Here is a 26,230-nt window from a genome sequence, read left to right as displayed (position 1 = left end):
CCGCCCTACAGCACCCCGGGAACCTCGCCCAGGTCCCGGCCCGGAACCTCGCCCACTGCCCGGCCCGGCCCCTCGCCCGATTCCCGGCCCGATTCCCGGCCCAGTTCCTCCGCCAGCGTCCGGGCCGCCCGCTCCACGTCCCCGAACCCGACGTACAGCGGTGTGAACCCGAACCGCAGCACGTCCGGGTACCGGAAGTCCCCGACCACCCCGCGTCCGATCAGCCGGTCCATGACCTCCCCGGCGTCCGCACAGCGCAGCGCCACCTGGCTGCCGCGCTCCTCGTGACGTGCCGGGGTCAGCGACTCGACGCGCCCCTCGGGGACGTACGCGGCCACGCACTCCAGGAAGAAGTCGGTCAGCGCGAGGGACTTGGCGCGCACCGCCTCGACGGACACCCCGTCCCAGACGTCGAGCGCCGCCTCCAGGGCCAGCATCGACAGGATGTCCGGCGTGCCGACCCGGCCGCGCGGCGCGCCCGTGGCGGGCCGGTAGTCGGGCCGCATGCCGAAGGGCTCGGCGTGCGAGTTCCAGCCGGGCAGCGGGGAGTCGAAGCGGTCCTGGTGGTCGCGGCGCACATACAGATACGCCGGCGAACCCGGGCCGCCGTTCAGGTACTTGTAGGTGCAGCCGACCGCCAGATCCACCCCGTGCTCGTCGAGGCCGACCGGCAGCGCGCCCGCGCTGTGGCAGAGGTCCCAGACGGCGAGGGCGCCCGCCGCGTGCGTGGCGGCGGTGAGCGCGGGCAGGTCGTGCAGCCGCCCGGTGCGGTAGTCGACGTGGTTGAGCAGCACGGCCGCCGTACGGCCGGACAGCGCCGCCGGTACCTCCGCCGGGGTCACCGGCCGGATCGTACGCCCGGTCATCCGGGCCGCCGACTCGGCGATGTAGCCGTCGGTGGGGAAGGTCGTCGCGTCGACGAGGATCTCGTCACGGACCGGACCGCCCCGCTCCTCCCCGAGCCGCACCGCGCCCACCAGTGCCTTGAAAACGTTGACACTTGTCGAGTCGCCGACCACGATCTGCCCGGCCCCGGCGCCCACCAGCGGGGCGATCCGGTCGCCGATGCGCTCGGGCGCCGTCCACCAGCCGCTCTCGTTCCAGGAGCGGATGCGCAGCTCGCCCCACTCGCGGCGGACGACGTCCGCCACCCGGCCGGGGACGGCGGCGGGCAGCGCGCCCAGCGAGTTGCCGTCGAGGTACACCGCGTCGTCGAGGACGAACTCGGCGCGCTTGTCGGCCAGTGCGTCGCCCGCGTCCAGCTCCTGTGCCTTGAAGGCGAGGTCAGACATAGGACCTCGCCGTCCACAGCTCGGGAAAGACGTTCTTCTGCGCGCGCTTCTCCAGCCAGGCCACCCCGGCGGAGCCGCCGGTGCCCGCCTTGGCGCCCATCGCGCGCCGGGTGGCGACGAGGTGGTCGTTGCGCCAGCGCCACACCAGCTCGGCGACATCGGTCAGCGCCTCGCCGAGCCGGGCGACCTCGGTCTCCGGGTCACCGGAGTAGACGGCCGTCCACGCCTTCTCGACCTCGGGCGACGGCTCGTACCGCCGGGAGACGTCCCGCTCCAGGACGGACGACGGGATCGCGGACCCTCGCCGGGCCAGCAGCGCCAGCACCTCGTCGTACAGGCTGGGCTCGTGCAGGGCCTTCTCCAGCTCGGCGTGGACGCGGGGGGCGCCCCGGTGCGGGACGAGCATGGACGCGGACTTCTCGCCGAGCAGGAACTCCATCCGCCGGTACATCGCCGACTGGAAGCCGGAGCCCTCGCCGAGGGCGCTCCGGTAGGCGTTGAACTGGGCCGGGGTCAGCTGGGCGAGCGGCCGCCAGGAGGCGTTCAGGGCCTCCAGTTCCCGGACGGAACGCTTCAGCGCGTCGATCGCGACGGGCACGTCGTCCGCGCGCAGGGCGCGCGCCGCCGTCTCCCACTCGTGCACGACGACGGTGAACCACAGCTCCATGACCTGGGTCGTGACCAGGAAGACCATCTCTCCGGGATCGTCGGAGAGGGTGTGCTGGAGATGGGTGAGAACGTCGGCCTTGACGTAGTCCTCGTACGGCGTGGTGCCGGCGAAGTCGAGATGCGGGGTCTCGGGCTCCGAAGCCTCGTGGGGCTGAGCCTGCTGGGACATCGCTGTCTCCTGATTGTGCTCCGGGTAGCGGTCCGCCCCTGCCGTTACCGACACGGGGGCCCCGGTCCCCACCCGCATCTTCCGCATCGGACCCGCTTCCCGCAAGGCCCGCCCGGATCACGGACGGGCCTCGGGCGGGCCTCGGGCGGGCCTCGGGGGGGCCTCAGGGGCGTACGAAGGCTACTAGCCCAGGGTCTGCGCCGCCGTCGGCGAGGAGTCCTTGAGGAACTGCGAGCAGCGCTCGTACTCCTCCTGCTCGCCGATCGACTGCGCGGCCCGCGCGAGGGCGTGCAGGGCACGCAGGAAGCCACGGTTCGGCTCGTGCTCCCACGGCACCGGACCGTGACCCTTCCAGCCGTTGCGGCGCAGGGCGTCCAGGCCGCGGTGGTACCCCGTACGGGCGTACGCGTACGACTCCACCACGCTGCCCCGCTCGAACGCGTCGTCGGCCAGCTGGGCCCAGGCCAGCGAGGACGTCGGGTACTTCGCGGCGACGTCGGCGGGCGCCGTACCGTTCGCGAGCAGCGTGCGCGGCTCCGGGTCGTCGGGGAGGTGGGTCGGGGGCGGACCCCCGAGGAGGTTCTCGTGAATGGACATGGGTCCAGTCTGCTCCATGGGCGACGGCCTCCGCCGGTGAGCCTCCGCCGGTCACCGGCACGCCAGGAGAAACCACCGGGGCCGGGCCGCAGCGACCGCGGCGACCGCGGCGACCAGGCCCCCGCTACGAGGTCCTATGAGATCCGCTTGCGGACGATCTTCCCCTCCAGCGGCGGTGCCATCACGCTGCCGTGGGTCCGGCACTCCGGACGCAGGCAGTCCGGACCCGGCCGCCGTACGGTCGTGAAGGCCACCACCGCGCCCACCACCAGCACCCCGGCGCACCACCCCATGGCCTGGCGGAACGCGTCGTCGAAGGCGTCCGGCGAGCGGTACGCCTCCGGGCCCATCCCGGTCAGCAGGGGCAGCGCGGCGACGGCGACGAGGCCCGCCGCGCGGGCCGCCGCGTTGTTGATCCCGCTGGCGAGACCGGCCCGCGCCACGTCCACCGAGGCCAGCACGGTCGCGGTCAGCGGGGCGACCAGGGTCACCATGCCGACGCCGAGGACCAGCACGGCGGGCAGCACGTCGGCGAGATAGGACGCGTCCGGCCCGACACGCAGCATCAGCAGCATGCCGACGGCGCACAGCAGCGGGCCCACGGTGAGCGGGATGCGCGGCCCGATCCGCTCCCCCAGCTCACCGGAGCGGGCGGAGAGCAGCAGCATCAGCAGGGTGGCCGGCAGCAGCGCCGTCCCCGCCGCCAGCGCCGACCAGCCGGACACGACCTGGAGCTGGAGCGCGGCGAGGAAGAAGAACCCGCCGAAGGCCGCGTAGACGCAGAGCGTGACCAAGTTGACGGCGGTGAACTGGCGGGACGAGAAGATGTCGAGCGGCATCATCGGATCGGACCGGCTGTGCTCGACGTACACGAAGGCCACCCCGGCGGCCACCCCGCCCACCGCCGTGAGGACGACGACGACCGAGCCCTCACCGGCCTCGATCAGCGCGTACGTCACGAGGGCCAGGGACAGCGCCCCGAGCACCGCCCCCAGGACGTCGAACCGGCCGTGCGCCCTCTCGTCCCCCGACTCGGGCACGTGCCGCAGCGCCACGGGTACGCACACCAGCGCCAGCGGCACGTTCAGCAGGAACACCCAGCGCCAGCCGGGACCGTCCACCAGCCAGCCGCCCAGGAAGGGGCCGACGGCCGCCCCGATGCCCCCGAAGCCCGACCACAGGCCGACGGCCCGCCCTCGGTCGTCCGGGTGGAAGGAGGCCTGGATCAGCGCCAGCGAACCGGGGGTGAGGAGCGCGCCCCCGACCCCCTGGAGGGCGCGCGCGGCCACCAGCGCCCCGGCGTTCGGCGCGAAGCCGCACATCAGCGAGGCGACGGCGAACCAGACCACCCCGATGACGAAGACCTTCCGGCGCCCGTAGCGGTCGCCGAGCGAGCCGCCGAGCAGGATCAGCCCGGCCAGGGTGAGCATGTACGCGTTGACGGTCCACTGGAGGTCCGCCAGGTCGGCGTCCAGGTCGGTGCCGATGCGCGGCAGCGCGACGTTGACGACAGTGGAGTCCAGCAGGGCCATGCTGGAGCCGAGCACCGTGGTGAGGAGGATCCACCTGCCCTGGGGCGAGGCCATCCGGACATCGGGCATGCCCCCAGGTATACAGCGAGCCCGGCGCCGTAGCACCGGGCTCACCGCGAAACCGTCCGCGAATCCGTCCGCGAATCCGTACGCAAAGCCGTCTGCGAATCCGTACGCAAATCCGTCTGCGAATCCGTCCGCGAATTTTGTCCGCGAAACCGACCGCGAGGAGACAGCTGCTCGATCTTCGCGGAAAGACGGTTACTTGATCTTCGTACCCGCCGAGCGCAGGTTCTGCGTGGCCTCCAGGACACGCGCGGCCATGCTCGCCTCGGCCAGCTTGCCCCAGGTGCGCGGGTCGTACGTCTTCTTGTCGCCGACCTCGCCGTCGACCTTCAGGACGCCGTCGTAGTTGCGGAACATGTGGTCGGCGACGGGACGCGTGAAGGCGTACTGCGTGTCCGTGTCGATGTTCATCTTGACGACGCCGTTCTCCAGCGCGGTGCGGATCTCGTCCTCCGTGGAGCCGGAGCCGCCGTGGAAGACGAAGTCGAAGGGCTGCGCGCCGGCCGGCTTGCCGTACTTCGCGGCGACGCCCTCGTTCAGCTCCTTGAGCAGCTCGGGGCGGAGCACGACGTTGCCCGGCTTGTAGACGCCGTGGACGTTGCCGAAGGACGCGGCCAGCAGGTAGCGGCCCTTCTCGCCCAGGCCCAGCGCCTCGACCGTACGGACCGCGTCGTCGACGGTGGTGTACAGCGAGTCGTTGATCTCGTGCGAGACGCCGTCCTCCTCGCCGCCGGTCGGGGTGATCTCGACCTCGAGGATGATCTTCGCGGCGGCGGCCTGCGCGAGCAGTTCCTGCGCGATCGCGAGGTTGTCGGCGAGGGTCTCGGCGGAGCCGTCCCACATGTGCGACTGGAAGAGCGGGTTGCGGCCGGCCTTCACGCGCTCCTCGGAGACCGCGAGCAGCGGACGTACGTACCCGTCGAGCTTGTCCTTCGGGCAGTGGTCCGTGTGCAGGGCGACCGTGACCGGGTACTTCTCGGCGACGATGTGCGCGAACTCGGCGAGGGCGACCGCGCCGGTCACCATGTCCTTGCTGTACTGGCCGCCCAGGAACTCGGCGCCACCCGTGGAGATCTGGATGATGCCGTCGCTCTCCGCCTCGGCGAAGCCGCGCAGCGCCGCGTGGAGGGTCTGGGTCGAGGTGACGTTGATGGCCGGGTAGGCGAACTTGCCTGCCTTCGCCCGGTCGAGCATCTCGTTGTAGACCTCGGGGGTTGCGATGGGCATCTGTCCGCTCCTTGGTATGTGCGGGTGGCGATCTGGCGTACTACGGCCCTGACCTAGACCTTGGGGTGCGACGTCATCGTCGGCCCCATCTTTCCAGAGATGCGCGGATGGTCCATGCCTGGTCCGCGCGCGGGTCAAGTCCAGGTCAAAACGGGCCGTCAGTCCAGACCCAGTTCATCCTTCGAGAAGGCGAACAGGTACGGCACGCCCGCGCCCGCGCGGATCTTCTCGTCGGCGCCGGTCGCCCGGTCGACGATCGTCGCGACGGCCACGACCTCGGCGCCCGCCTCGCGCACGGCCTCCACGGCCGTCAGCGGCGAGCCGCCGGTGGTGGAGGTGTCCTCGACGACCAGGACCCGGCGGCCCTTGATCTCCGGACCCTCGACGCGCCGCTGGAGCCCGTGCGCCTTCGCCGCCTTCCGGACGACGAAGGCGTCCAGCTTGCGGCCCCGCGCGGCGGCCGCGTGCAGCATGCTCGCGGCGACCGGGTCGGCGCCCATGGTCAGCCCGCCCACCGCGTCGAACTCCAGGTCGGCGGTCAGGTCGAGCAGCACCTGCCCGACCAGCGGGGCGGCCTCGCCGTCGAGGGTGATGCGGCGGAGGTCGACGTAGTAGTCCGCCTCCAGCCCCGACGAGAGGGTCACCTTGCCGTGCACCACGGCCTTGTCCTTGATCTGCTGCAGCAGCGCGCCACGTACGTCCGTCATGCCGACCAGCTTAGAGCCGGGTCCACCGCCAGCTGGTCGTGGCCTCCAGCGGCTCCAGGGGCGTGACCAGCCGCGGGAGGGTGTTCAGGCCGTCGGGCGGGCCGGTCTGCGGCTCCACGCACACGGCCGCCTCCTGCTCGTCGTAGACGACGACCCACTGCTCGGGGCTGGTGACGTTCAGCTCCAGCTGGCCGGGCCAGGTGAGGGTGACGTCGACCCCGCCGGGCATCCCGAAGCAGTCGTCCCACGGCCCCGGCTTCGGCTCGATCCGGGTGCCGGTGGGCAGGTGGTCGTCGCCGCGCTCCTCCTGCCAGGCGGGCTCGAAGGCGACCCGTACGTCCTGGTCGCCGAGGTTCCGGTTGAACCAGGGGTGCCAGCCGATCTGGGCGGGGAAGGACGAGTCGTGCGCCTCCACGCCCATGGTGAGCGTGAGGGAGTCGGCGGTCAGCGTGACGATCTGGGTGACCCGTCCGGGGTAGGGCCACGGCTCCACCAGGTCGTACGTCAGGACGGCCTCGTCCGCCGACCGGCGCGCGACCTTCCAGGCGCCCTCGCGGGCGGTGCCGTGGATGGCGTGCGGGGCCGCGTTGAGCGGCATCTGGTACACCGTCCCGCCGTCCCGGAAGCGGCCGTCACGGGTCCGGCCGCACCAGGGAACCATCGGGAAGCAGCCGAAACGCTCGCCCTGCCGCAGCAGTTCGAGCCCGCCGACCCGCACCCCACCGACCCGGCCGCCGTTCCCCGGCAGCACGGTCACCTCCGCGTCGCCCGCGGTCAACGTGATCTCTTCAGCACTCACGGGACGACCCTACTCGGACGATCACGACCGGGGAGGGCGCAACCGCGAGGGCCCTGTCTACCGGCGCCTGCGCAGGGCCCGGCCCACCACGATCGCGGACGCCACGACCAGCGCGGCCGCGGGGGCCGCCCAGCGCAGGGTGCTGTTCTGGGCGACGGTCTGCGGGGCCGGCACCGGCGCGTACCGGCCGCGCGGCGGGGCGTGGTCGACCTCCTCCGCACTGCGCCCGATCATCGTCCGGCGGGCGTGCGCGGCTTCGGCGGGCGGTTCGGCGGGTTCGACGGGCAGCACGGGTTCGACGACGGCCTCGGGCGTCTCCGTCACGTCGTCCACGTCGTCCACGTCGTCCACGTCTACGTCGTCCACATCGTCGATGTCGTCCACGTCCACGTTGTCGGCCAGAGCCTCCCGCGCATCCGCATCCGCACCGGCATCGGCATCGGCCTCCGCATGGGCGTCCGCCTCCGCGTCCGCGGCCACCCCCGCCCCCAGGTTCTCCGCGAAACGGGTCAGGATCCGGGCCACCGCCGCCACCACCGCGTCCCGCGGGAGTTCCGCGACGCGGCCGTCCGCCGACGCGGTGCCCTCGAAGCGGAGGGTCGTGCCGCCGTCGGTGTCCCGCGGCCGCACCACGAGGGCGAGCTTGACCGCGCCGCCGCCGCGCACCTCGATCGCGTCGCCCTCCACGGCGTACGCCCCGTCCTCGCGGGCGGTGATCCGAGCCGTGCCGCGGTAGGTGATGGTGTGGCCGGCGACGCGGACCTTCAGCCGGCCGGCGACGGGCTCGGTGCCGGCGTCCTGCTGGAGTCCGGGCACCGCGCGGGCCACCTGGGCGGGGTCCGCGAGGGCCGCCCTGAGCCGCTGGGCAGGAACGGGAACGAACACCTCTTGCTCCATGGTGCCGGAGCCTACCCAGCGGTCGCCCGAAAGCACCCGTCGAAACGGGGATTCGGCTCACCGGCACCCCGGGCCGTGGTACCAGCCCACCAGCCACCAGCCCCAGCCCCCCGGCCCTCCCGATCTTCCTCAGTACCGGGGATGCACCAGCGTCGAGGCCCGCAGCCCCGGCACCCGGGTCCGCTCCACCGCCCGCGCGTCCGCCGTCAGCGCGGCCTGGGTGAGGGTGCGTGGGGGCCGTCCGTGCGGGTCGAGGCGCAGGGCCGGGCGGGGGCCCTCGGCGGCCAGGACGAATCCCCAGTCGTGGGGCGCCTGGGCGCTGCGGCCGGGGCCGCCGCCGGTCACGCGGTAGGGGACGGTGCGCAGGCCCGCCGCGCGTACGGTCGTCTCGACCGTCCAGAAGGCGCGTGCCCGGGCCGCGACCGGCCCGCCGTGCACGACGAGCCGCCCGTCGGGGGCCAGGACGCGCCGGGCGAGGCCGTAGAACTCCTGGGAGTACAGCTTGGTGCTGTCCGTGATGCCGGGGTCGGGCAGATCGGCGATCACCACGTCGTACGTCGTCGCCGGGGCCCCGCGCAGCCAGTGGAAGGCGTCGGCGGTGGTGACCCGGACGCGCGGATCGTCGTAGGCGTGGGTGTTGAGGCGGGACAGGGCGGGGTCGGTGCGGGCGAGGTGGACCAGGCCGGGGTCGCGTTCGACGACGTCGACGCGGTGGACGCCGGGGTGGGCGAGGATCTCGCGGGCGGCGAGGCCGTCACCGCCGCCGAGGACGAGCACGCGCGTGTGGCGGCCGTTCATCGCGGGGTGGACGAGGGCCTCGTGGTAGCGGCGTTCGTCCTGGCCGGCGACGCGGAGCCGGCCGTCGAGGTAGAGGTCGAGGGGGCGGCCGTCGGTGCCGCCGGTGAGGACGACCTCCTGGACGCCGGTGCGCACGGCCACCCGGACGTCGTCGCCGTAGAGCGCCTGGCGGGCGGCCCGCTCGAAGTCGTCGACCAGGACGGCGGCGGAGGCGAGGACGGTGAGGACGGTGAGGCCGACGACCGGCAGCAGCCAGCGGGCGCGGCGGCTGACGTCACGCCGGAAGAGGCCGAGGACCAGGGCGCCCCCGGCGATCACGTTGACCGCGCCGGTGAGCAGGGAGCTGGTGAGCTGGCCCAGGAACGGCAGCAGCAGGAAGGGGAAGGCGAGGCCGCCGACCAGCGCGCCGACGTAGTCCGCGGCGAAGAGGTCGGCGACCGCGCCGCCCGCGTCCTGGCGGCGGATGCGCTGGATCAGCTCCATGAGCAGGGGCACCTCGGCGCCGATGAGCAGACCGATGGCGAGGGAGAAGGCGACCAGCAGGACCCGGGGGCCGTCGGCCCACAGGCCGCCCCAGTCGCCCGTCCAGGCGAACACCGCGTAGAGCGCCATGGCGCTGCACCCGCCGACGAGGGCGAGGGCGGCCTCCAGCGCGCCGAAACCGGCCGCGGCGAAGCGGCGCAGCCGTTTGGCGCCGAGGGAGCCGATGCCCATCGCGAAGACCATGACGGACAGCACGACGGAGGCCTGGGTGACGGAGTCGCCCATCAGGTAGGAGGCCAGGGCGACCAGTTCGAGTTCGTAGACGAGACCGCAGGCCGCGCAGACGAAGACGCACGTGAGGACCAGGAACCGCCCGGTGTCCGGCCGGACGGGGAGCCGCGCGGGGCGGCGCCAGGACGGCGGGGCACCGGGCGGGGCCGGCGCGTGCGGTTCGATCACGACTGCGACGTTACGTCACGGGTCCGGGACGCAACGTCACCCACACGTGTGGAACCTGCGTTCCAAACCTGTCGGATCCGGGCGGCCCCGAGGCCCCTCCGGCCCTGTTCTGCCCGTCAGGCCCTGCCCTGCCCCTCAGGCCCTGCCCTGCCCCTCAGGCCCTGTTCTGCCCCTCAGGCCTTGTTCTGCCCCACCGGTACCCGGACGCCCACCCGGGTCCGGGTCGCCACCAGCTGCCCGTCCTGCGGGTAGGCGTGCCAGGTGCGCCAGTGGACCTGGCCGTCGTGGTGCTGGGCCAGCAGGGCGGTGAAGGCGTGCGGGCTGCCGGGGAAGACGCCGGCCAGGCCGTTCGGATGGTCGGAGACCAGGGCCAGCAGTTCCTGGGCGCGGCCCGCGAACTGGCCCGGCGTCAGGACCTCGACGCGCGCGGCGAACTCGTACTCCCAGTCGCCCACCCGTTTGGCGACGCCCAGGGGCAGCGGGGTGCTGCTGCCGGGGATGCATGCCACCGTCTCCGAACAGCGGCCCTGCTCCTCCTCCAGCAGCACCTGATGGGAGGCGCCGAGCAGTCTCAACTGGAGCTTCGCACCGGACAGTTCGAGGTCGAGCGTGGCGAGGGCGGGCAGCGGCTCACGCCCCAGGGCCCAGGCGAGATCGGCCGCGCGCGTGTCGGTGTAGGACGTGTTCAGGGTCGTGAGCATGGATCGGCTCCGCGGTGACGCAAAGAAGAGGGTAGGTCCGGCGCACCCCGGTCGACACCGGGAGTTCGGCGCCGGTCAGCCCGGTCCGGGAAGGGCGTCCGCGAGGGACGCCGGTAGGGGTCCGAGGGCTGCGTTGGTGATTTAGAGGGAATCATGAACGGTGGCGCCGCCACAGCGTTTTTACCCAACTTCGTGGGGTTTCCATCCCTCAGAGGGCTCCACAGCTCAACTGTTCAACCCCGGCGTACGCCGGGCGGCCCATGCGTACGCCCCGCGCATGTGATGCGGGCACTGTCACACGCTGGTTCCGGTCACTGTCGCACGCAGGTTCCGGTCACTCGCGCGCACAGGTTCCAGGCATCGCGCACAGGTTCCAGTCATACGGTGCGACCGCGGAGCCCGTGGTCAGGGGCGGGCTCCGCGGTCCGGATGCGGCTCCCCCTCGGGGAGCTCAGCTGCCCCGTGTCAGCTGCCTCCACCGCATCCGCCGCCTCCTCCTCCGCAGGACGAGCCGCCGCCGCAGGACGAGGACCCTCCCCCGCAGGAGTGACCCGAGTCGCCGCCTCCGCCGGCCCACCAGCTGCCCGCGCCGGCGCTGCCGCTGCCGCTCGCGTGTCCGCGCGACCGGCCGCCGCGGTGCGACGACCGCGCGGCACCGCCGCTGGCCTTGGCCACCAGGACCACCACGAAGAGAACTGCGATCACCGCCAGGATGATGCCGAGAACCATGACGTCACCCTCCTTCCGAATCCCCCGAAGCGGCCCCCCGTGGGCGCCTCGCTTGGTGCGTGGGTCTTGCGTGAACGGGGGATGCCCGCCGGTCACACCGGCCAAAGCACACTTGAGGAACTCCAGAGCTTCGGCGCAGGATGACCGGCATGACCTCCACCGCGCGTCCCCTCCTCAACCGCCGCCTCGCCGAGTTCGGGACGACGATCTTCGCCGAGATGTCCGCGCTGGCGGCGCGGACCGGGTCCATCAACCTCGGGCAGGGTTTCCCGGACACCGACGGCCCCGAGGAGGTCCGCGAGGCGGCGGTGCGGGCGCTGCGGGACGGCCGCGGCAACCAGTACCCGCCGGGCCCGGGCGTCCCGGAGCTGCGCACCGCGATCACCGCGCACCAGGCCCGCCGCTACGGCCTGGCCTTCGACCCCGACACGGAGGTGCTGGTCACCGCGGGCGCCACGGAGGCCATCGCCGCCACCCTGCTGGCCCTGCTGGAGCCCGGTGACGAGGTGGTGGCCCTGGAGCCGTACTACGACTCCTACGCGGCCTCTATCGCGATGGCGGGCGCCACGCGCGTGCCGGTCACCCTGCGCCCGGACCCCGAGCGGGCCCGCTTCCGCCTGGACCTGGACGAGCTGCGCGACGCGGTCACGGACCGCACCCGGCTCCTCCTGATCAACACCCCGCACAACCCGACCGGCACGGTCCTCACCCGCGCGGAGCTGACGGCGATCGCCGAGCTGGCGGTGGAACGGGACCTGCTGGTCGTCACGGACGAGGTGTACGAGCACCTGGTGTTCGACGAGGCCGAGCACGTGCCGCTGGCGACCCTGCCGGGCATGCGGGAGCGTACGGTGACGATCGGTTCGGCCGGCAAGACGTTCTCGTTCACCGGCTGGAAGGTCGGCTGGGTGACGGCGGCGCCCGGCCTGGTCACGGCGGTGCGCTCGGCGAAGCAGTTCCTGACGTACGTGTCGTCGGGCCCGTTCCAGTACGCGGTCGCCGAGGCCCTCGCCCTGCCGGACACGTACTTCGACGCCTTCCGCGCGGACATGCTGGCCAAGCGGGACCTGCTGGCGGCGGGCCTGACGGAGGCGGGCTTCGAGGTCTACCAGCCCCAGGGCACGTACTTCATCACCACCGACATCCGGCCCCTCGGCGAGAGCGACGGCTTCGCCTTCTGCCGCGCCCTGCCCGAGCGGGCCGGCGTGGTGGCCATCCCCAACGCCGTCTTCTACGACCACCGCGAGGCCGGCGCCCCGTTCGTCCGCTTCGCGTTCTGCAAGCGGGCGGGCGTCCTGGAGGAGGCGGTGACCCGCCTGAAGGCGCTGGCGGAGTAGGCGGCCGGACGGCCGGAGCCCGGCCCTGGCACGCGACCGCGGTGGTCGTGTCCCTGGCCGGGCTCTCGTTCGTGTACGGCGCGTACCTGCTCGTACGCGCCGGGACGCCGGATCAGCCGTACGGCCTACTGGTCGTCGTCGCCCTCCTCGGGCTCGTCCGCGTCGTTGACCTCCTGCTCGAGGCCCAGCTGCTCCACGAGCCACTTGTCGAACTCGATGGCCGCGCGCACCCAGCTCACCGTCGAGGAGACGAACAGCTCGATGTTCACGCCGGCGCCGATCAGCAGCTGCGCCTCGCCGATGAGGCGGACGGTGCCGTCGTCGTGGGTGTGCGTGTAGACCTTGGGCCACAGGGTGCGCCGGTTCCAGTCGTCGATCGACTCCAGGATCTGGGCCTTCTCGTCGATCTTGTGGGGCCGGTCGTAGAACGTCCGCACCGAGTAGACCGCCTGGTCACCCTCGCCGCGGAACATGAAGTACGTACGGAACTCCTCCCACGGCGCCGCGAGGTCACCCTCGTCGTCGACGACGTACTTCAGCTCCATCTGGTCGAGGAGCTGCTTCACGAGGTCCTGATCCGGGACTACGGGGCCCGCCGGTCCCTGGGGCTGCGGCTCGGGCTGCTGGCCCCCGAAGTTCGGAATCGAGGACGGGTCGATGCTCACCGAAATTTCCCTTCGTACGGATCCCGCCATCCTCCCCCATGCGGGGAGGGGGGTGGCAACCCCCGACGGGGCCTGTCAGCCCTGAGCTGACATGATCCGGCCTGTCATACCAAGGGGCGGTTACGGACGCGGGGGGATCGGATGGCGAACGAGCGAAGCGGGCAGGTCGCGCGGGGCGGGACCAGGTGGGGTGTGCTGGCGGCGATCCTGGCGCTGCCCGTGCTGCTGGTGACCGGCCTGATCGTGCTGGTGGCCGTGTGGGCGGTGACCGACGACAGCGCCGCTCGCGGGCCCGCGCAGGTGCCGTGCGCCGAGGCGCTGGCCTTCGGTGGGGCCGAGCTGCCGGCCGGGGCGCAGGACGCCCGCTGCACGGTCCAGTCCGCGCTGGACACCCAGTACCAGGCCCGGTTCGGCCTGGCGCCCGACGAGGTGCGGGAATGGCTGACGGCCACCTATCCGGACGCGCCCGCGCAGGGCGGCCCGGGGACCCAGGCCTGCGTCCACGGCGTGGACTACTGCTTCCAGCTGGACGTCACCGGCCAGCCCGGGGCGGACGCCCACTACGTCGACGTGGCCGTGACGTACGTGAACGCCGAGACCGCGCGGGTGCGGTTCTCGGCGTTCACGACATGACCGGCCGGGCCGGCGTGGACAGCGCTTGTGATCAAGAGCTCTCGTGTTTGCAAGAGCGCTCTTGACCGATACGGATAGGACCTGTCCGGCCGATCAAGTCGCAGGAAAGCGACGGTGCCTCGGTAGTGCCGGTGAGCGGGGTGTGGTGCGTGCAGCTGCAAGGCGGAGGAGGGCGTCGACGCGGAGCGTCGGCAACCGACGACAACGCCGCAGATGGGCGTGCCACACCCCGCGTCTGCGGCATGATCGGCCGGACAGGTCCTAGAGCGTCTTGCCCGTCGCCGGGCCCACGATCAGCCCGTCGCCGAAGGCGTCCACGCGGACCGTGTCGCCGTCCTTGACCTCACCGGACAGGATCTCCCGGGCGAGGCGGTCGCCGATGGCCGTCTGCACCAGGCGGCGCAGCGGGCGGGCGCCGTACGCCGGGTCGTTGCCCTCGTCGGCGAGCCAGGTCAGGGCCGCGTCGCTGATCTCCAGGGTGAGGCGGCGCTCGGCGAGCCGCTTGGCGAGGCGGTCGATCTGGAGGCGGGCGATCCGGCGCAGCTCCTCCTTGTCGAGGGCCGAGAAGACGACCATGTCGTCCAGCCGGTTGAGGAACTCCGGCTTGAAGGACGCCCGGACCACCTCCAGGACCTGCTGCTTCTTCTCCGCCTCCGTCGGGACCGGGTCGACCAGGTACTGGCTGCCCAGGTTGGAGGTCAGGACGAGGATGACGTTGCGGAAGTCGACCGTGCGGCCCTGTCCGTCGGTGAGCCGGCCGTCGTCCAGGACCTGGAGCAGGACGTCGAAGACCTCCGGGTGCGCCTTCTCCACCTCGTCGAGGAGCACGACGCTGTACGGCCGCCTGCGCACCGCCTCGGTGAGCTGGCCGCCCTCCTCGTAGCCGACGTATCCGGGCGGGGCGCCGACCAGCCGGGCGACGCTGTGCTTCTCGCCGTACTCCGACATGTCGATGCGGATCATGGCCCGCTCGTCGTCGAAGAGGAAGTCGGCGAGGGCCTTGGCCAGTTCGGTCTTGCCGACGCCGGTGGGGCCCAGGAAGAGGAAGGAGCCGGTGGGCCGGTCGGGGTCGGCGATGCCCGCGCGGGAGCGCCGTACGGCGTCGGAGACCGCCCGGACGGCCTCGGTCTGGCCGATGAGCCGCGTGCCCAGCTCGTCCTCCATGCGCAGCAGCTTCTGCGTCTCGCCCTCCAGCAGCCGGCCCGCCGGGATGCCGGTCCAGGAGGCGACGACGTCGGCGATGTCGTCCGAACCGACCTCCTCCTTGACCATGGTGTCCCGGGCGGCCTCCTCCTCGGCCTCGGAGGCGGCCTCCAGGTCACGCTCCACGGCCGGGATCTCGCCGTACAGCAGCTTGCTGGCAGAGTCGAAGTCGCCGTCGCGCTGAGCGCGTTCGGCCTGGCCGCGCAGGTCGTCGAGCTTCTCCTTCAGCTCGCCGACCCGGTTGAGGGACTGCTTCTCCTTCTCCCAGCGGGCGGTCAGGCCCCGCAGCTCCTCCTCCTTGTCGGCGAGGTCGCGGCGCAGCTTCTCCAGCCGCTCGCGGGAGGCGGCGTCGGTCTCCTTGCTGAGCGCCAGCTCCTCCATCTTCAGCCGGTCCACGGACCGCTGGAGCTCGTCGATCTCCACGGGGGAGGAGTCGATCTCCATACGGAGGCGGGAGGCGGCCTCGTCGACCAGGTCGATGGCCTTGTCGGGGAGGAAGCGGGAGGTGATGTACCGGTCGGACAGGGTCGCGGCGGCGACCAGGGCCGCGTCCGCGATCTGCACCTTGTGGTGGGCCTCGTAGCGGCCCTTGAGTCCGCGCAGGATGGCGATGGTGTCCTCGACGGTCGGCTCCGCCACCAGCACCTGCTGGAAGCGGCGCTCCAGCGCCGGGTCCTTCTCGATCCGCTCGCGGTACTCGTCGAGCGTGGTGGCGCCGACCATGCGCAGCTCACCGCGGGCGAGCATCGGCTTCAGCATGTTGCCGGCGTCCATCGCGGAGTCGCCGCCGGCGCCCGCGCCGACGACGGTGTGCAGCTCGTCGATGAAGGTGATGATCTGCCCGTCGGAGTCCTTGATCTCGGCGAGGACGGTCTTCAGCCGCTCCTCGAACTCGCCCCGGTACTTGGCGCCGGCGACCATGGCGCCCAGGTCGAGGGCGACGAGCCGCTTGTTCTTGAGGGACTCGGGCACGTCCCCCTTCACGATCCGCTGGGCGAGGCCCTCGACGACGGCGGTCTTGCCGACGCCGGGCTCGCCGATGAGCACGGGGTTGTTCTTCGTGCGCCGGGAGAGGACCTGCACGACCCGGCGGATCTCCTGGTCCCGCCCGATGACCGGGTCGAGCTTGCCCTCGCGGGCGGCGGCGGTGAAGTCGGTGCCGAACTTCTCCAGCGCCTTGTACTGGCCCTCGGGGTCGGCGGTGGTCACCCGGCGGCCGCCGCGCGCCTTTCGGAAGGCCTCCTGGAGCTGCTTCGCGCTCGCGCCCTGCCGGGTGAGCACATCCCCCGCCTGGCCGCCCTTGGCGGCGATGCCGATCAGCAGGTGTTCGGTGGAGAGGTACTCGTCGCCGAGGTCGCGGGCCCGGGTCTGGGCGTCCGCGATGACCGCGAGCAGCTCCCGGTTGGGCTGCGGGGGTGCGACGGTGGACCCGGCCACGCTGGGCAGACCGGCCAGCACCCGCTCGGCGCCGGCGCGCACGGCGGCCTGGTCGGCCTCGACGGCGGCCAGCAGATCGACGATGTTCTCGTTGTCCTGCCCCTGGAGCAGCGCGAGCAGCAGGTGGGCAGGGGTGAGGTCGGGGTGTCCTGCGGACACGGCCCGCTGGCCGGCCGCGTTGATCGCGTCCCGGCTCCGGTTGGTCAGCTCGGCATCCACGTTCGCTGTCTCCTCCTTGCGTCCTGGCGTCAGCCGCTCCCGTTGCTGACTCAGTCAGCGTACACAAAGTTGAGCCTATTCCGCTCAAGGTTCGACGAGGCCATCGACACCCCGTACGAGCCCCGTACGGGCGCCGCGGCGGTTCGGCTAGATTCCGGGCACATGACCTCTTTCCCGCAGGATCCCGACTCCCTCCCCGACCCCGCGTACCTCGCCTTCTGGCGTGAACGGCACCTGTGCACCCTGACAACACCACGCCCGGACGGCAGCCCGCACGTCGTTCCGGTCGGAGTGACGTACGAACCGGAGAGCCGACTGGCTCGGGTGATCGCCGACAAGGCGAGCCGGAAGGTGCGCAACATCCTGGCGGCGGGCCCGGACGGCGCCCGGGTCGCGGCCTGCCAGGTCGACGGCCGGCGCTGGGCCACGCTGGAGGGCCGGGCCGTCGTCCGCACGGAGCCGGACCGGGTGGCCGAGGCCGAGCGGCGCTACGCGGAGCGGTACGGACGGCAGCCCCGGGTGAACCCGTCGCGGGTGGTGATCGAGATCGAGGTCGGGCGGGTGATGGGGCGGGGATGATGACCGCGTCCGCCGACGAAGGCGTCCGGTCCCCCCACGGGGCGGTCCACTCACCGGCGGTCCGCCCACCGGCGGTCCGCCCACCGGGACAGCCGAATCCGCCCACCGGGACAGCCGAATCCGCCCACGGCGATTTCCGGCCACTTCGGCGAAGATCCGAAATCCCGAAATGTCGCCACAAACTACAGCGGCGTCACCGTGTTCAGGTCACGGTGACGCCGCTGCGGGGGGAAGCACCTGAAGCGATCTGTTACGACGGGGGAATCGCGTCAGGCACTGCGGGGGGTGGCTGAGATGGTGCGTGGGGCGGCCGAGGTCGTCGGTTCCGCCAGTTGGTGGTCCCGCTGGTCGAGGTTCACAAAGATCATTCCGTACCGGATGGCGCACCGTACGGGCTGCGGCGCCCCCCGGGGCCGCCGCAGACACCGGTAGGCCCGGACGTCGTCGTCCTCGTCCCGCGTCACGACGACCGGCTCTCCGAACACGGTCACCATCAGCGAGTCACCGCTGTGGGGGATGGCGGTGACCAGGTCGATGAAGTGCCAGCCGGAGCGGTAGGCGGTGGCCATCTCGCGCCGGAACGAACGATCGTCCGGAGGAGTCGTCATGAGTCCGCGCCCGCCGCGATCACGTCCCAGTGCAGGTCAGGAGCCGGAGCCGCCTGAATGTTGGCCGTACCCGCGTCGGCGGGCACGGTGTCCCACCAGAGGTCCTGAGTGCCGACCGCGCCGAAGACCAACCCTGCCGAGAAGGCCACGGCAAGCACCGAGCGAAGCATTCTCTTGCGCATGTTGGCTTCGTCCTCACTTCCCAAGTCTTCTCCCCCGCCCTCAAGACAATGGCTCATCCAGGCACGTCAAAGCCACAGAAGCGGTGCATCATGTTCCTGCATGTTCAGGACCCTGGGGGGTGGAGATTTGACGATTAACGAGGCAAAAGGGGCACATCTCCATGGGTTGGAAGACCTGTGCGCCGACGGAAAACGCCTGTATGCCGACGCTTTGCGCCTGGGGCGCATCACCCGCACCGAAGTCGACCCCGCACCGTGCCTGGTGGAGTTCGCCCTCCTGCACCCCGACCCCGATGACCCGAACTGGCTGCTCCCGGTTCCACCCGTGGCCGCCCTCGCCCAGCGGCTGCACCCCCTGGAGCGCGAGATACAGGAGCGCCGGCACCTCGCCAACGAACTGTCGGACGCCTTCGAGCCGTTCATGGCCATCAGCGCGCAGGGCAAACCCAACACCCATGCCATCACGGTGCTGGAGGGTTTCAGCCGGATCAACGCGGCCATCGAACTCGCCACCGCGGAGTGCCGGTCCGAGATCCTGACCGTCCAGCCGGGGGGCGGACGCAGCGAGAACGCCCTCAACGAGGCGGTGAAACTCGGCCAGGACGTCATCGAACGCGGCATCACCATGCGCACCCTCTACCAGCACACCGCCCGCCACAGCCAGGGAACCCTCGCCTACGCCGAGCGCATGAGCCACGGCAACGTGGAGATCCGCACCCTGGAGGAGCTGATCGAGCGTCTCATGGTCTTCGACCGCTCGGTGGCGTTCATACCCGCCCGGGACGACCGCAAGATAGCGCTGGAGCTGCGGCACCCAGGACTCGTCGACTACCTGGTCAAGGTGTTCGAGCAGCAGTGGGCCCGCGCCGTCCCCCTGCTGGAGGAGACACCGTACGCTCCCCCCATCGACGGCATCAGCGGCGTCCAACTCTCCATAGCCAAGCTGCTGGTCGAGGGCCACGTGGACGAGGCCATCGCCCGACGTCTCGGCATGAACGTCCGCACCTGCCGTGCCCACATCGCCAAGCTCGCCGCGGCCCTCGGCAGCGGAAGCCGGGCCCAACTCGGCTTTCTCATCGCCCAGTCCGGGATCCTGGACCGGGACCACCAGGTGACGGGCGAACCGACAGGACATCGAGGGGGAGCGTGACGGTGACCGTGCCGCACCGGGAGCACGGCGTGGACGACCTGTGTGCCACAGGTACGGAGCTGTACGAGCGGGCCCTGCGCGACGGACACGTCACCGCCGGGGAGGCCGACCCGGCACCCTGCCTGCTCGACCTCGGCCTGCTGCACCCGGCCGTCGACGACCTCGACCGGCTGGAGCCCGTCGCACCGGCGGTGGCCCTGCACCGTCTGCTGCGCGCCTCCGAGGCCCGGATCGCCGACGAACGCCGGCGCGAGGAACGGCTGGCGGAACTCTTCGCCCCACTGCTGCGGATCGGCCACGGCCCCGCGGTTCCCGCGCAGGCCGCCTCCCTCCGCATCCTCAGCGGCACGGAACCGATCAACCAGGCCATCTCGGAGGCGATGACCGAGGCGACCCTCGAGGTCCTCTGCGTCCAGCCCAACACCCACTACCGGGGCCCGCGCGGCGAGACGGCCCAGGTCGTCGCCATGGACCGGGACCAGGCCCTGCTGGACCGGGGCTGCCGTATCCGCACCCTCTACCAGCACACCCAGCGCCACCAGCCGATGGTCGCGGCGCGCTACGAGCAGTTGCGGGGCGATGTACAGGCCCGCACCCTCGACGAGGTCACCGACCGGCTGATCCTGATCGACCGCACGGTCGCCTTCATCCCGGCCGGCGAGGACGGCCGGCTCGCCCTGGAGGTCCGCCACCCGGCGCTGCTCGCCTACTTCGCCACCACCTTCGACCGGCTCTGGCGGCTCGCCACCCCCATGTACCCCGAGGCGGTCCGCCGGCCCACCCTCAACGGCGTCACGCCCCGTCAGCAGTCCATCGCCGCCCTGCTCGTCGAGGGCCACACCGACGCCGTCATCGCCGATCGGCTGGGCATGAACGTGCGCACCGCGCGCGTCCACATCGCCAAACTCGCCGCCACCCTCGGCAGCGTGAGCCGCGCCCAGTTGGGCTGGCTCATCGCCCGGTCGGGGATCCTTGACCGGGAACAGGGCCCGGAACCGGACCGGGCAGCGGAACGCTGAGCGGCGAGCCGTCCACCGGGCAGTCCAGCCCCACCTGCGCGATCCGCACCCCCAGCTGGGTACGGCTCGCCGCGCCCAGGGTCTCCGAGAGCCGGGCGATATGGGCCCGGCAGGTACGGACGCTGATGCCGAGGCGCTCGGCGATGACCGCGTCCTGGTGGCCCTCGGCGAGCAGCGCAGCGATGGACTGCTCGCGGTGCGAGATGCCCTCGATCCGGGTGTCGGGCAGCGCGGCGGTCAGCGGGATCGCCAGCCGCCACAGCCGCTCGAAGACCGTCACCAGGTAGGCGACCAGCGCCGGGTGACGCAGCTCCAGGGCCATCGTGCGATCGCTGTTGGCGGGGATGAAGGCGACCGTGCGGTCGAAGAGGATCAGCCGGTCGATCACCTCGTCCAGGGTGCGCGCCTCGACCGCCGGGCCCATCAGCTCCAGGTAGTTCAGCAGGCCCTGGCCGTGGCGTGCCACATGGTTGTAGAGGTCGCGCATGCGCACGCCCCGGCCGCGCAGCTCCAGCGCGCGGTGCAGGCCCTCCGACAGCTCGTGCTCGCGCCGGATGCCGCCCGGCTGCACGGTCAGCACCTCCGTGGTGCACGCCTCCGTCGCCTGGTCCAGGGCCGCCTGGATGCGGGAGGCGCCGTCCAGCACGCGGATCGCCGCGCCCTCCCCGGTCACCGGGGCCGACGCCGGGCCGCCGAGTCCGGCGTACCACTCGAAGGCGGCGACCGCCGATCCCATGCGCCGCTGACTGGCGCTCACCTCGTCGTACAGTCCGCGCAGCAGCCGGGTCATGACCTCCTGCGGGGAGGTCGGCACCAGCCAGTCCATGTCGTCGGGGTCCGGATGCAGCAGGGCGAGATCGAGCAGGCACGGGACCGGTTCGGCGTCGCCGCGGGGCACGCGCCCTCGCCGTACGGCCCGGGAATACACGCGATCCCCGGCCCCGCACAGTCGGTCAGCACCGTGAGGATGCTCCTCCGCCCCGTGCCCGGCCATCGCCCATCCCACCCCCGCCTGACACCCTTCTCACGCCTGTTCGCAGCGCAACTATGCGCGGCCCGGACCGGCTCCGCAACACGGCTCCCCCGGCCAGGGCGGTGGAAAACCTTCCATATACGTGAGTTTCTCCCGGCCTCCGCCCCTCTCCCTGCAACAAGCTGACGGTGGTGCCCTTCGCGCGCGCGATGCATCGTGGAACCCACTCCCCCGCGGGTGCTTCCCACCCGTGGTGTCCCGGCCGGGCGACGGGGGAGTCCGGCCGGGCGGGAAACCCCTTTCTCCGTGACGCGCGTCGGCTGCCCGCCGACTGCACGCGGGAGTCCCGCCCGGAGTCATGCCCCAAAGTCCCGCCGGAGTCTTCCCCGGTGACGCGTGTACGCTCCCGGAAACCACCGAGTGATCACGGTGTTACCTCCCGCCTCTAACGTCCCCTCATGGCGGACATATTCGACGCGTACGCGTTGGCCGATGCGTGGGACGAGATGTTCGAACGGCCGGGTGAGGTCAGAACCGCCTATGAGCCGGTGCTGGCGGCACTCCAGCCGATCGAACCAGGTGAACTGCGCTTCAGGGCAGACCAGATGGCCCGTTCGTTCACCGACCGGGGCGTGACCTACGCCTTCGCGGGCGAGGAGCGGCCCTGGCCGCTGGACCTCGTCCCCAGGATCCTCGACGCGGTCGAGTGGGATTTCATACAACGGGGCGTCGGACAGCGGGTACGGGCCCTGGAGGCCTATCTCGCCGACGCCTACGGGCCCTGCCGGGCCTTCGAGGACGGGGTGGTGCCCTGGCGGCTGCTGCTCGGCTCCGCGCACTTCCACCGGGCGGCCCACGGGGTCGAGCCACCGGGCGGGGTGCGCATCCATGTGGCCGGCATCGACCTGGTCCGGGACGAGGCCGGGGACTTCCGGGTCCTGGAGGACAACGTACGGGTGCCCAGCGGGGTGTCGTACGTGATCGAGAACCGGCGGGCCATGACCCGGGTGTTCCCGTCCCTCTTCGACGGGCAGCACGTGGTGCCCGTCGACGGGTACGCCCAGCGGCTGCTCGCCGCGCTGCGGGCCGCCGCGCCCGAGCGGACCGCCGACCCGCGGGTCGTGGTCCTCACCCCCGGTCCCAGCAACGCCGCCTACTTCGAACACGCGCTGCTGGCACGGCTGATGGGCGTCCAGCTGGTCGAGGGCCACGACCTGGTGTGCCGCAACAACCGGGTGTGGATGCGCACCACCCGGGGCGAGGTGCCCGTGCACGTCGTCTACCGGCGGCTGGACGACGACTTCCTCGACCCGCTCCACTTCCGGCCCGACTCGGTGATCGGCTGCCCCGGCATCCTGAGCGCGGCGATGGCCGGAAACGTCACCCTCGCCAACGCGGTGGGCAACGGCATCGCCGACGACAAGCTGCTCTACACCTACGTCCCGGACCTGATCCGGTACTACCTCGGTGAGGAACCGATCCTCCCCAACGTCGAGTCCTACCGCCCCGACGAACCCGGCCAGCTCGACGCCGTCCTCGACCAGATCGACCAGCTGGTCATCAAGCCGGTGGACGGCGCCGGCGGCCAGGGCATCGTCATCGGGCCGAAGGCCGACGCCCGGACCCTGGAGCGGACCCGCAAGGCCGTGGCCGCCGACCCGCGCGGCTTCATCGCCCAGCGGCCCGTCGCCCTGTCCACCTCCCCCACCCTGGCCGGCGAGCGCATGGCGCCGCGCCACATCGACCTGCGCCCGTTCGCCGTCAACGACGGCGACGAGATCTGGGTGCTGCCCGGCGGCCTCACCCGGGTCGCCCTCCAGGAGGGCAACCTGATCGTCAACTCCAGCCAGGGCGGCGGCTCCAAGGACACCTGGGTGCTCGCCGAGGGCCCGGTCGAGGGCCCCGCCCCGACCTCCGCCGACGGCGGCCCCCCGCCGTCCGTCGTCCCCCGCCAGCTCGGCCCCGACGGGACCCCCACCCTCGTACCGGAAGGGGCGCAGCAGCAGTGAACGACGTGATCCTCTCCCGCATCGCGGAGGCGCTGACCTGGACCGGCCGGTACGTCGAACGGGCCGACGCCACCGCGCGCATCCTCGACGCCTACCTCCACCGCATGCTGGAGGACCCCTGGCGCGACGAGGACGTGGCCTGCCGGTCGCTGTACGCGATCCTCGGCATGGACGCGGGCGGCCGGCCGGTCGACATGCAGCAGGTCCTCGACCAGCTCGCCTTCGACGCGCGCTCCACGGGCGCCATCGAGGGCGCCCTGGGCGCCGCCCGGCTCAACGCCCGCAGCGCCCGCGAGGCGGTCTCCTCGGCGATGTGGGAGTGCCTGAACGCCACCTGGCACGCCCTCGCCGACCAGCGCCGCGCGGCCCGCCGCACCGGCCCGTACGCCTATCTGGAGCTGGTCCGCAGCCGTGCCGCGCTCTTCTTCGGTCTCGCCGACTCCACCATGAGCCGGGACGACAGCTGGCGGTTCGTGGTGCTCGGGCGGAGCCTGGAGCGGGTGGACATGACCGTACGGCTGCTGTCCGTGCGCGTCCTGGACGCCGCCCACGCGCCCGACTGGCCGACCCTGCTGAGCGCGTCCGGCGCCGACGAGGCGTACGCGCGCGTGTACGGCGGCTTCGGCGACACCCCGCGCGTGGCCGAATTCCTGCTCCTGGACCGGGACTTCCCGCGCTCGGCGCTGCACGCGCTGACCACCGCCGAGGAGTGCCTGGCCGCCCTCGGCCGCCCCCGCCAGGATCCGGCGCGCCGCCCCATCGGCCGGCTGCGCACCCGCCTCGAGTACCTGGACACCCACGCCCTGGAGGAACAGCTTCCGCTGCTCCTGCGGGACCTTCAGACGGCGTGCATGGCCTCGGCGGAGGCGGTCGCCGAACGGTTCTTCCCGTACCAGGGGCCCGTCGTGTGGGCCCAGGAAGGAGCGTGAGCACGATGACCGCTGCCACGACCCGCAGGCTCCGCATCCGTCACACGACCCGTGTCTCCTACGCGCAGGCGGCCGTCTCCTCGCACAACGAGGTCCGGATGACCCCCCTCACGCTGCCCGGGCAGACCACGCTGGACGCCCGGGTGACCATCCGCCCGGCGGCCACGACCTGGTCGTACTGGGACTACTGGGGCACCCAGGTCACCGCGTTCGAGCTGATGGACCCGCACGCCGACCTCACCATCACGGCCTCCAGCCTGGTGGAGACGGCCCCGCCGGGCCCCCTGCCGGACGCTCTGGACTGGGCGGCGGTGGCCGACCGCACGGCCGGCTCCCGCCTGCTGGAGTTCGCCGCCCCCACGGTCCGTACGACGGTCCCGCCGAAGCTGGTGAAGAAGGCGCGCAAGGCCGCCGCGGGGCTCGACCCGCACGGTACGGCGGTCGCGGTGTCCGGCCTGGTCGCCGACCGGGTGGCCTACCTCCCCGGCGCCACCGGGGTGAACACCTCGGCGACGGAGGCCTGGGAGCAGGGCGCCGGCGTCTGCCAGGACATCGCGCACGTCACCATCGCCCTGCTGCGGGGCCTCGGCCTGCCCACCCGCTATGTCTCCGGCTACCTCCACCCCGAGCGGGACGCGGAGCTGCACCGCCCGGTGGCCGGGCAGAGCCATGCCTGGATCGAGTACTGGGCAGGCGACTGGCACGGCTACGACCCCACCAACCGCACCCGCGCCGACGCGTCGCACGTCGTGGTCGGCCGGGGCCGGGACTACGACGACGTCACCCCGCACAAGGGTGTCTACCGGGGTGTCGCCGGGGGCCCGCCGGAGGTGACGGTGGAGTTCACGCGGGTGGCGTGAAGCCACGCACGACGGCTCCGGACACATGAGGAGGGGGCACGCCCCGGGCGTGCCCCCTCCTCACCGTCGTCCTGCGACGTACTTCAGTGCGGCCTACTTCAGTGCGGCCTACTTCAGTGCGACCTACTTCAGGCCGATGGCGTTGCAGGCCGCCTTGTAGTCGGCGGTGCAGATGTCCGAGACCTTGTAGATGCCGTCGGCGACGATGGTGGCCTTGATGTTGCTCTTGGTCAGGGCGACCACCTGCACCAGCTTCGCCGGGATGCCCTTGTCGGTCGGGCTGTCGACCTCGTCGCGGGTGAGGGCCTCGAACTGGAGGTCACGGCCCTGGACCTTGGCGACGGCGGCCTCGGCGGCGGCCTCGGCCTCAGCGGTGTACGGCTTGTAGACGGTCATGTACTGCTCGCCGCTGACGATCCGCTGCACGGCCGTCAGCTCGGCGTCCTGGCCGGTGATGGGCGGCAGGTCGGAGCCGCTCACGCCCGCCGCCTCCAGCGCCTTGATGATGCCGCCGGCCATGGCGTCGTTGGCCGAGTAGACGGCCGAGATGTTGTCCTTGCCGATCTTCCCGATCGCCTCGGCCATGTGCTCCTGGGCGATCTCGGGGCTCCACTCCTCGGTGTCGTACTCCGCGGAGATCGTCACCCGGCCGTTCAGCTCGCTGAGCGCGCCCTCCTTGAACTGCGCGGCGTTCGGGTCGGTCGGCGAGCCGTTGATCATGACGATCTTGTCGGAGGTGTCGGCGGCGCCGAGCGCCTCGGTGATGGCACGGCCCTGCACCTCGCCGACCAGCTCGTTGTCGAAGGAGACGTACGCGTCGATCGGGCCCTGGGCGAGACGGTCGTAGGCGATGACCGGAATGCCCGCCTCCTTGGCCTTCGTCACCATCGGCGCGATCTTCTTCGCGTCGACCGCGTCGAGCAGGATGCAGTCGACCTTCTGGTCGATCATGTTCTGCATCTGCTCGCCCTGGACCTTGGCGCTGGCGCCCGCGTTGGCGTACTGGGTCTTGCCCTTGTTCTGCGTCAGGGACTTGACCTTCGCCTGGATGATCGGGTAGTCGAACTCCGAGTACCGGGTGTTCGTCTTCTCCGGCATGAGCACACCGATGGTGATCTCGTTGCTCCGCGTCGGGGTCGCGTCCGCGGTGTCCGAACTCGCGCCGAGCATGCCGCACCCGGCGAGCGAGAGAGTCATCGTGGAGGCGACCACGGCTATGGCGATACGACGCATTCGGGGGCTCACTTCAGGTGCGTTCCGGACATGGGTGCGACATGTTGACCCAGGTGTCCCAAAAGACAA

Annotated in this window: 25 protein-coding genes; 8 read left to right on the top strand and 17 right to left on the bottom strand. The window is 71.9% G+C overall.

The features are described from left to right. Window positions 1-5: 5 nt before the first annotated feature. From kynU to ACZ6D7_RS25450, 11 genes are all read right to left on the bottom strand, one after another. Window positions 6-1,292 carry a kynureninase gene (kynU, locus tag ACZ6D7_RS25500; RefSeq protein ID WP_469495002.1) on the bottom strand — a complete coding sequence of 429 codons (1,287 nt, stop codon included), beginning with the start codon at window positions 1,290-1,292 and terminating at the stop codon, window positions 6-8. Further along, window positions 1,285-2,130, bottom strand: coding sequence for a tryptophan 2,3-dioxygenase family protein (locus ACZ6D7_RS25495; RefSeq protein ID WP_469494999.1), 846 nt, complete (start codon window positions 2,128-2,130; stop codon window positions 1,285-1,287). The genes kynU and ACZ6D7_RS25495 overlap by 8 nt, the downstream gene beginning before the upstream one ends. A 183-nt stretch (window positions 2,131-2,313) precedes the next feature. Then, on the bottom strand, window positions 2,314-2,727 hold the full coding sequence (locus tag ACZ6D7_RS25490) for a DUF3151 domain-containing protein (RefSeq protein ID WP_469494996.1): 414 nt from the start codon (window positions 2,725-2,727) through the stop codon (window positions 2,314-2,316). A 134-nt stretch (window positions 2,728-2,861) separates the two neighbouring features. After that, window positions 2,862-4,328, bottom strand: a complete 1,467-nt coding sequence (locus tag ACZ6D7_RS25485; RefSeq protein ID WP_469494993.1) for an MFS transporter — start codon at window positions 4,326-4,328, stop codon at window positions 2,862-2,864. Between the two features lie 192 nt (window positions 4,329-4,520). After that, a complete protein-coding gene (fbaA, locus tag ACZ6D7_RS25480; RefSeq protein ID WP_469494991.1) occupies window positions 4,521-5,552 on the bottom strand; it encodes a class II fructose-bisphosphate aldolase in 1,032 nt (343 codons plus the stop codon). 158 nt (window positions 5,553-5,710) lie between these two features. After that, window positions 5,711-6,259 (bottom strand): orotate phosphoribosyltransferase, encoded by a 549-nt coding sequence (gene pyrE, locus ACZ6D7_RS25475; RefSeq protein WP_469494988.1) that lies wholly within the window; start codon window positions 6,257-6,259, stop codon window positions 5,711-5,713. Window positions 6,260-6,269: 10 nt separating this feature from the next. Next, window positions 6,270-7,058: an aldose epimerase family protein gene (locus tag ACZ6D7_RS25470; protein WP_469494985.1), complete on the bottom strand. Its 789-nt coding sequence runs from the start codon at window positions 7,056-7,058 to the stop codon at window positions 6,270-6,272. Between the two features lie 57 nt (window positions 7,059-7,115). After that, the gene (locus tag ACZ6D7_RS25465; protein WP_469494982.1) at window positions 7,116-7,955 is read right to left on the bottom strand and encodes an SRPBCC family protein; all 840 of its coding nucleotides are present in this window, start codon (window positions 7,953-7,955) and stop codon (window positions 7,116-7,118) included. Between the two features lie 129 nt (window positions 7,956-8,084). Beyond that, complete coding sequence (locus tag ACZ6D7_RS25460; RefSeq protein ID WP_469494980.1) at window positions 8,085-9,695, bottom strand: polyamine aminopropyltransferase; 1,611 nt, start codon at window positions 9,693-9,695, stop codon at window positions 8,085-8,087. Window positions 9,696-9,868: 173 nt separating this feature from the next. Further along, window positions 9,869-10,396 (bottom strand): DUF2617 family protein, encoded by a 528-nt coding sequence (locus ACZ6D7_RS25455; protein WP_469494977.1) that lies wholly within the window; start codon window positions 10,394-10,396, stop codon window positions 9,869-9,871. A gap of 465 nt (window positions 10,397-10,861) precedes the next feature. Then, window positions 10,862-11,125 carry a hypothetical protein gene (locus ACZ6D7_RS25450; protein ID WP_469494975.1) on the bottom strand — a complete coding sequence of 88 codons (264 nt, stop codon included), beginning with the start codon at window positions 11,123-11,125 and terminating at the stop codon, window positions 10,862-10,864. 140 nt (window positions 11,126-11,265) lie between these two features. Here ACZ6D7_RS25450 and ACZ6D7_RS25445 point away from each other — a divergent pair, with 140 nt between their 5' ends. Continuing rightward, on the top strand, window positions 11,266-12,462 hold the full coding sequence (locus ACZ6D7_RS25445; RefSeq protein ID WP_469494972.1) for a pyridoxal phosphate-dependent aminotransferase: 1,197 nt from the start codon (window positions 11,266-11,268) through the stop codon (window positions 12,460-12,462). 125 nt (window positions 12,463-12,587) lie between these two features. On the opposite strand, the gene ACZ6D7_RS25440 is transcribed toward ACZ6D7_RS25445, so the two are convergent. Further along, a complete protein-coding gene (locus tag ACZ6D7_RS25440; RefSeq protein ID WP_469494970.1) occupies window positions 12,588-13,127 on the bottom strand; it encodes a YbjN domain-containing protein in 540 nt (179 codons plus the stop codon). Window positions 13,128-13,268: 141 nt separating this feature from the next. Here ACZ6D7_RS25440 and ACZ6D7_RS25435 point away from each other — a divergent pair, with 141 nt between their 5' ends. Then, window positions 13,269-13,760 carry a hypothetical protein gene (locus tag ACZ6D7_RS25435; protein ID WP_469494967.1) on the top strand — a complete coding sequence of 164 codons (492 nt, stop codon included), beginning with the start codon at window positions 13,269-13,271 and terminating at the stop codon, window positions 13,758-13,760. 261 nt (window positions 13,761-14,021) lie between these two features. On the opposite strand, the gene clpB is transcribed toward ACZ6D7_RS25435, so the two are convergent. Then, window positions 14,022-16,619 carry an ATP-dependent chaperone ClpB gene (gene clpB / locus ACZ6D7_RS25430; protein WP_469494964.1) on the bottom strand — a complete coding sequence of 866 codons (2,598 nt, stop codon included), beginning with the start codon at window positions 16,617-16,619 and terminating at the stop codon, window positions 14,022-14,024. A gap of 162 nt (window positions 16,620-16,781) precedes the next feature. Between clpB and ACZ6D7_RS25425 the strand changes: the two genes are divergently transcribed. After that, window positions 16,782-17,198 (top strand): pyridoxamine 5'-phosphate oxidase family protein, encoded by a 417-nt coding sequence (locus tag ACZ6D7_RS25425; RefSeq protein WP_469494961.1) that lies wholly within the window; start codon window positions 16,782-16,784, stop codon window positions 17,196-17,198. 269 nt (window positions 17,199-17,467) lie between these two features. Here ACZ6D7_RS25425 and ACZ6D7_RS25420 read toward each other — a convergent pair whose 3' ends face one another. Both ACZ6D7_RS25420 and ACZ6D7_RS25415 read right to left on the bottom strand, forming a co-directional pair. After that, on the bottom strand, window positions 17,468-17,806 hold the full coding sequence (locus ACZ6D7_RS25420) for a Rieske (2Fe-2S) protein (protein ID WP_189711224.1): 339 nt from the start codon (window positions 17,804-17,806) through the stop codon (window positions 17,468-17,470). After that, window positions 17,803-17,988, bottom strand: coding sequence for a hypothetical protein (locus ACZ6D7_RS25415; protein WP_469494958.1), 186 nt, complete (start codon window positions 17,986-17,988; stop codon window positions 17,803-17,805). The genes ACZ6D7_RS25420 and ACZ6D7_RS25415 overlap by 4 nt, the downstream gene beginning before the upstream one ends. A 100-nt stretch (window positions 17,989-18,088) precedes the next feature. Between ACZ6D7_RS25415 and ACZ6D7_RS25410 the strand changes: the two genes are divergently transcribed. Together ACZ6D7_RS25410 and ACZ6D7_RS25405 are read left to right on the top strand one after the other, a co-directional pair. After that, window positions 18,089-19,138 carry a helix-turn-helix transcriptional regulator gene (locus ACZ6D7_RS25410; protein WP_469494956.1) on the top strand — a complete coding sequence of 350 codons (1,050 nt, stop codon included), beginning with the start codon at window positions 18,089-18,091 and terminating at the stop codon, window positions 19,136-19,138. A gap of 2 nt (window positions 19,139-19,140) precedes the next feature. Then, on the top strand, window positions 19,141-20,157 hold the full coding sequence (locus tag ACZ6D7_RS25405) for a helix-turn-helix transcriptional regulator (RefSeq protein ID WP_469494953.1): 1,017 nt from the start codon (window positions 19,141-19,143) through the stop codon (window positions 20,155-20,157). On the opposite strand, the gene ACZ6D7_RS25400 is transcribed toward ACZ6D7_RS25405, so the two are convergent. Next, complete coding sequence (locus ACZ6D7_RS25400; RefSeq protein WP_469494950.1) at window positions 20,090-21,151, bottom strand: helix-turn-helix transcriptional regulator; 1,062 nt, start codon at window positions 21,149-21,151, stop codon at window positions 20,090-20,092. The two genes, ACZ6D7_RS25405 and ACZ6D7_RS25400, sit on opposite strands and share 68 nt — an antisense overlap. Window positions 21,152-21,588: 437 nt before the next feature. On the opposite strand from ACZ6D7_RS25400, the gene ACZ6D7_RS25395 reads away from it, so the two are divergent. From ACZ6D7_RS25395 to ACZ6D7_RS25385, 3 genes are read left to right on the top strand one after another with little or no spacing between them, the layout of a single operon-like run. Continuing rightward, window positions 21,589-23,139, top strand: a complete 1,551-nt coding sequence (locus ACZ6D7_RS25395; RefSeq protein ID WP_469494947.1) for a circularly permuted type 2 ATP-grasp protein — start codon at window positions 21,589-21,591, stop codon at window positions 23,137-23,139. Next, window positions 23,136-24,068, top strand: a complete 933-nt coding sequence (locus tag ACZ6D7_RS25390; protein ID WP_469494944.1) for an alpha-E domain-containing protein — start codon at window positions 23,136-23,138, stop codon at window positions 24,066-24,068. The genes ACZ6D7_RS25395 and ACZ6D7_RS25390 overlap by 4 nt, the downstream gene beginning before the upstream one ends. Before the next feature lie 5 nt (window positions 24,069-24,073). After that, window positions 24,074-24,928 carry a transglutaminase family protein gene (locus ACZ6D7_RS25385; RefSeq protein ID WP_469494941.1) on the top strand — a complete coding sequence of 285 codons (855 nt, stop codon included), beginning with the start codon at window positions 24,074-24,076 and terminating at the stop codon, window positions 24,926-24,928. 123 nt (window positions 24,929-25,051) lie between these two features. Here ACZ6D7_RS25385 and ACZ6D7_RS25380 read toward each other — a convergent pair whose 3' ends face one another. Next, a complete protein-coding gene (locus ACZ6D7_RS25380) occupies window positions 25,052-26,161 on the bottom strand; it encodes a sugar ABC transporter substrate-binding protein (protein ID WP_469494938.1) in 1,110 nt (369 codons plus the stop codon). Window positions 26,162-26,230 lie beyond the last annotated feature (69 nt).

This window comes from Streptomyces sp. NPDC041784 (genome assembly GCF_055591025.1).
The sequence above is the reverse complement of the archived record's forward strand: the minus strand, read 5'-3'. Positions and strand labels throughout refer to the sequence as shown.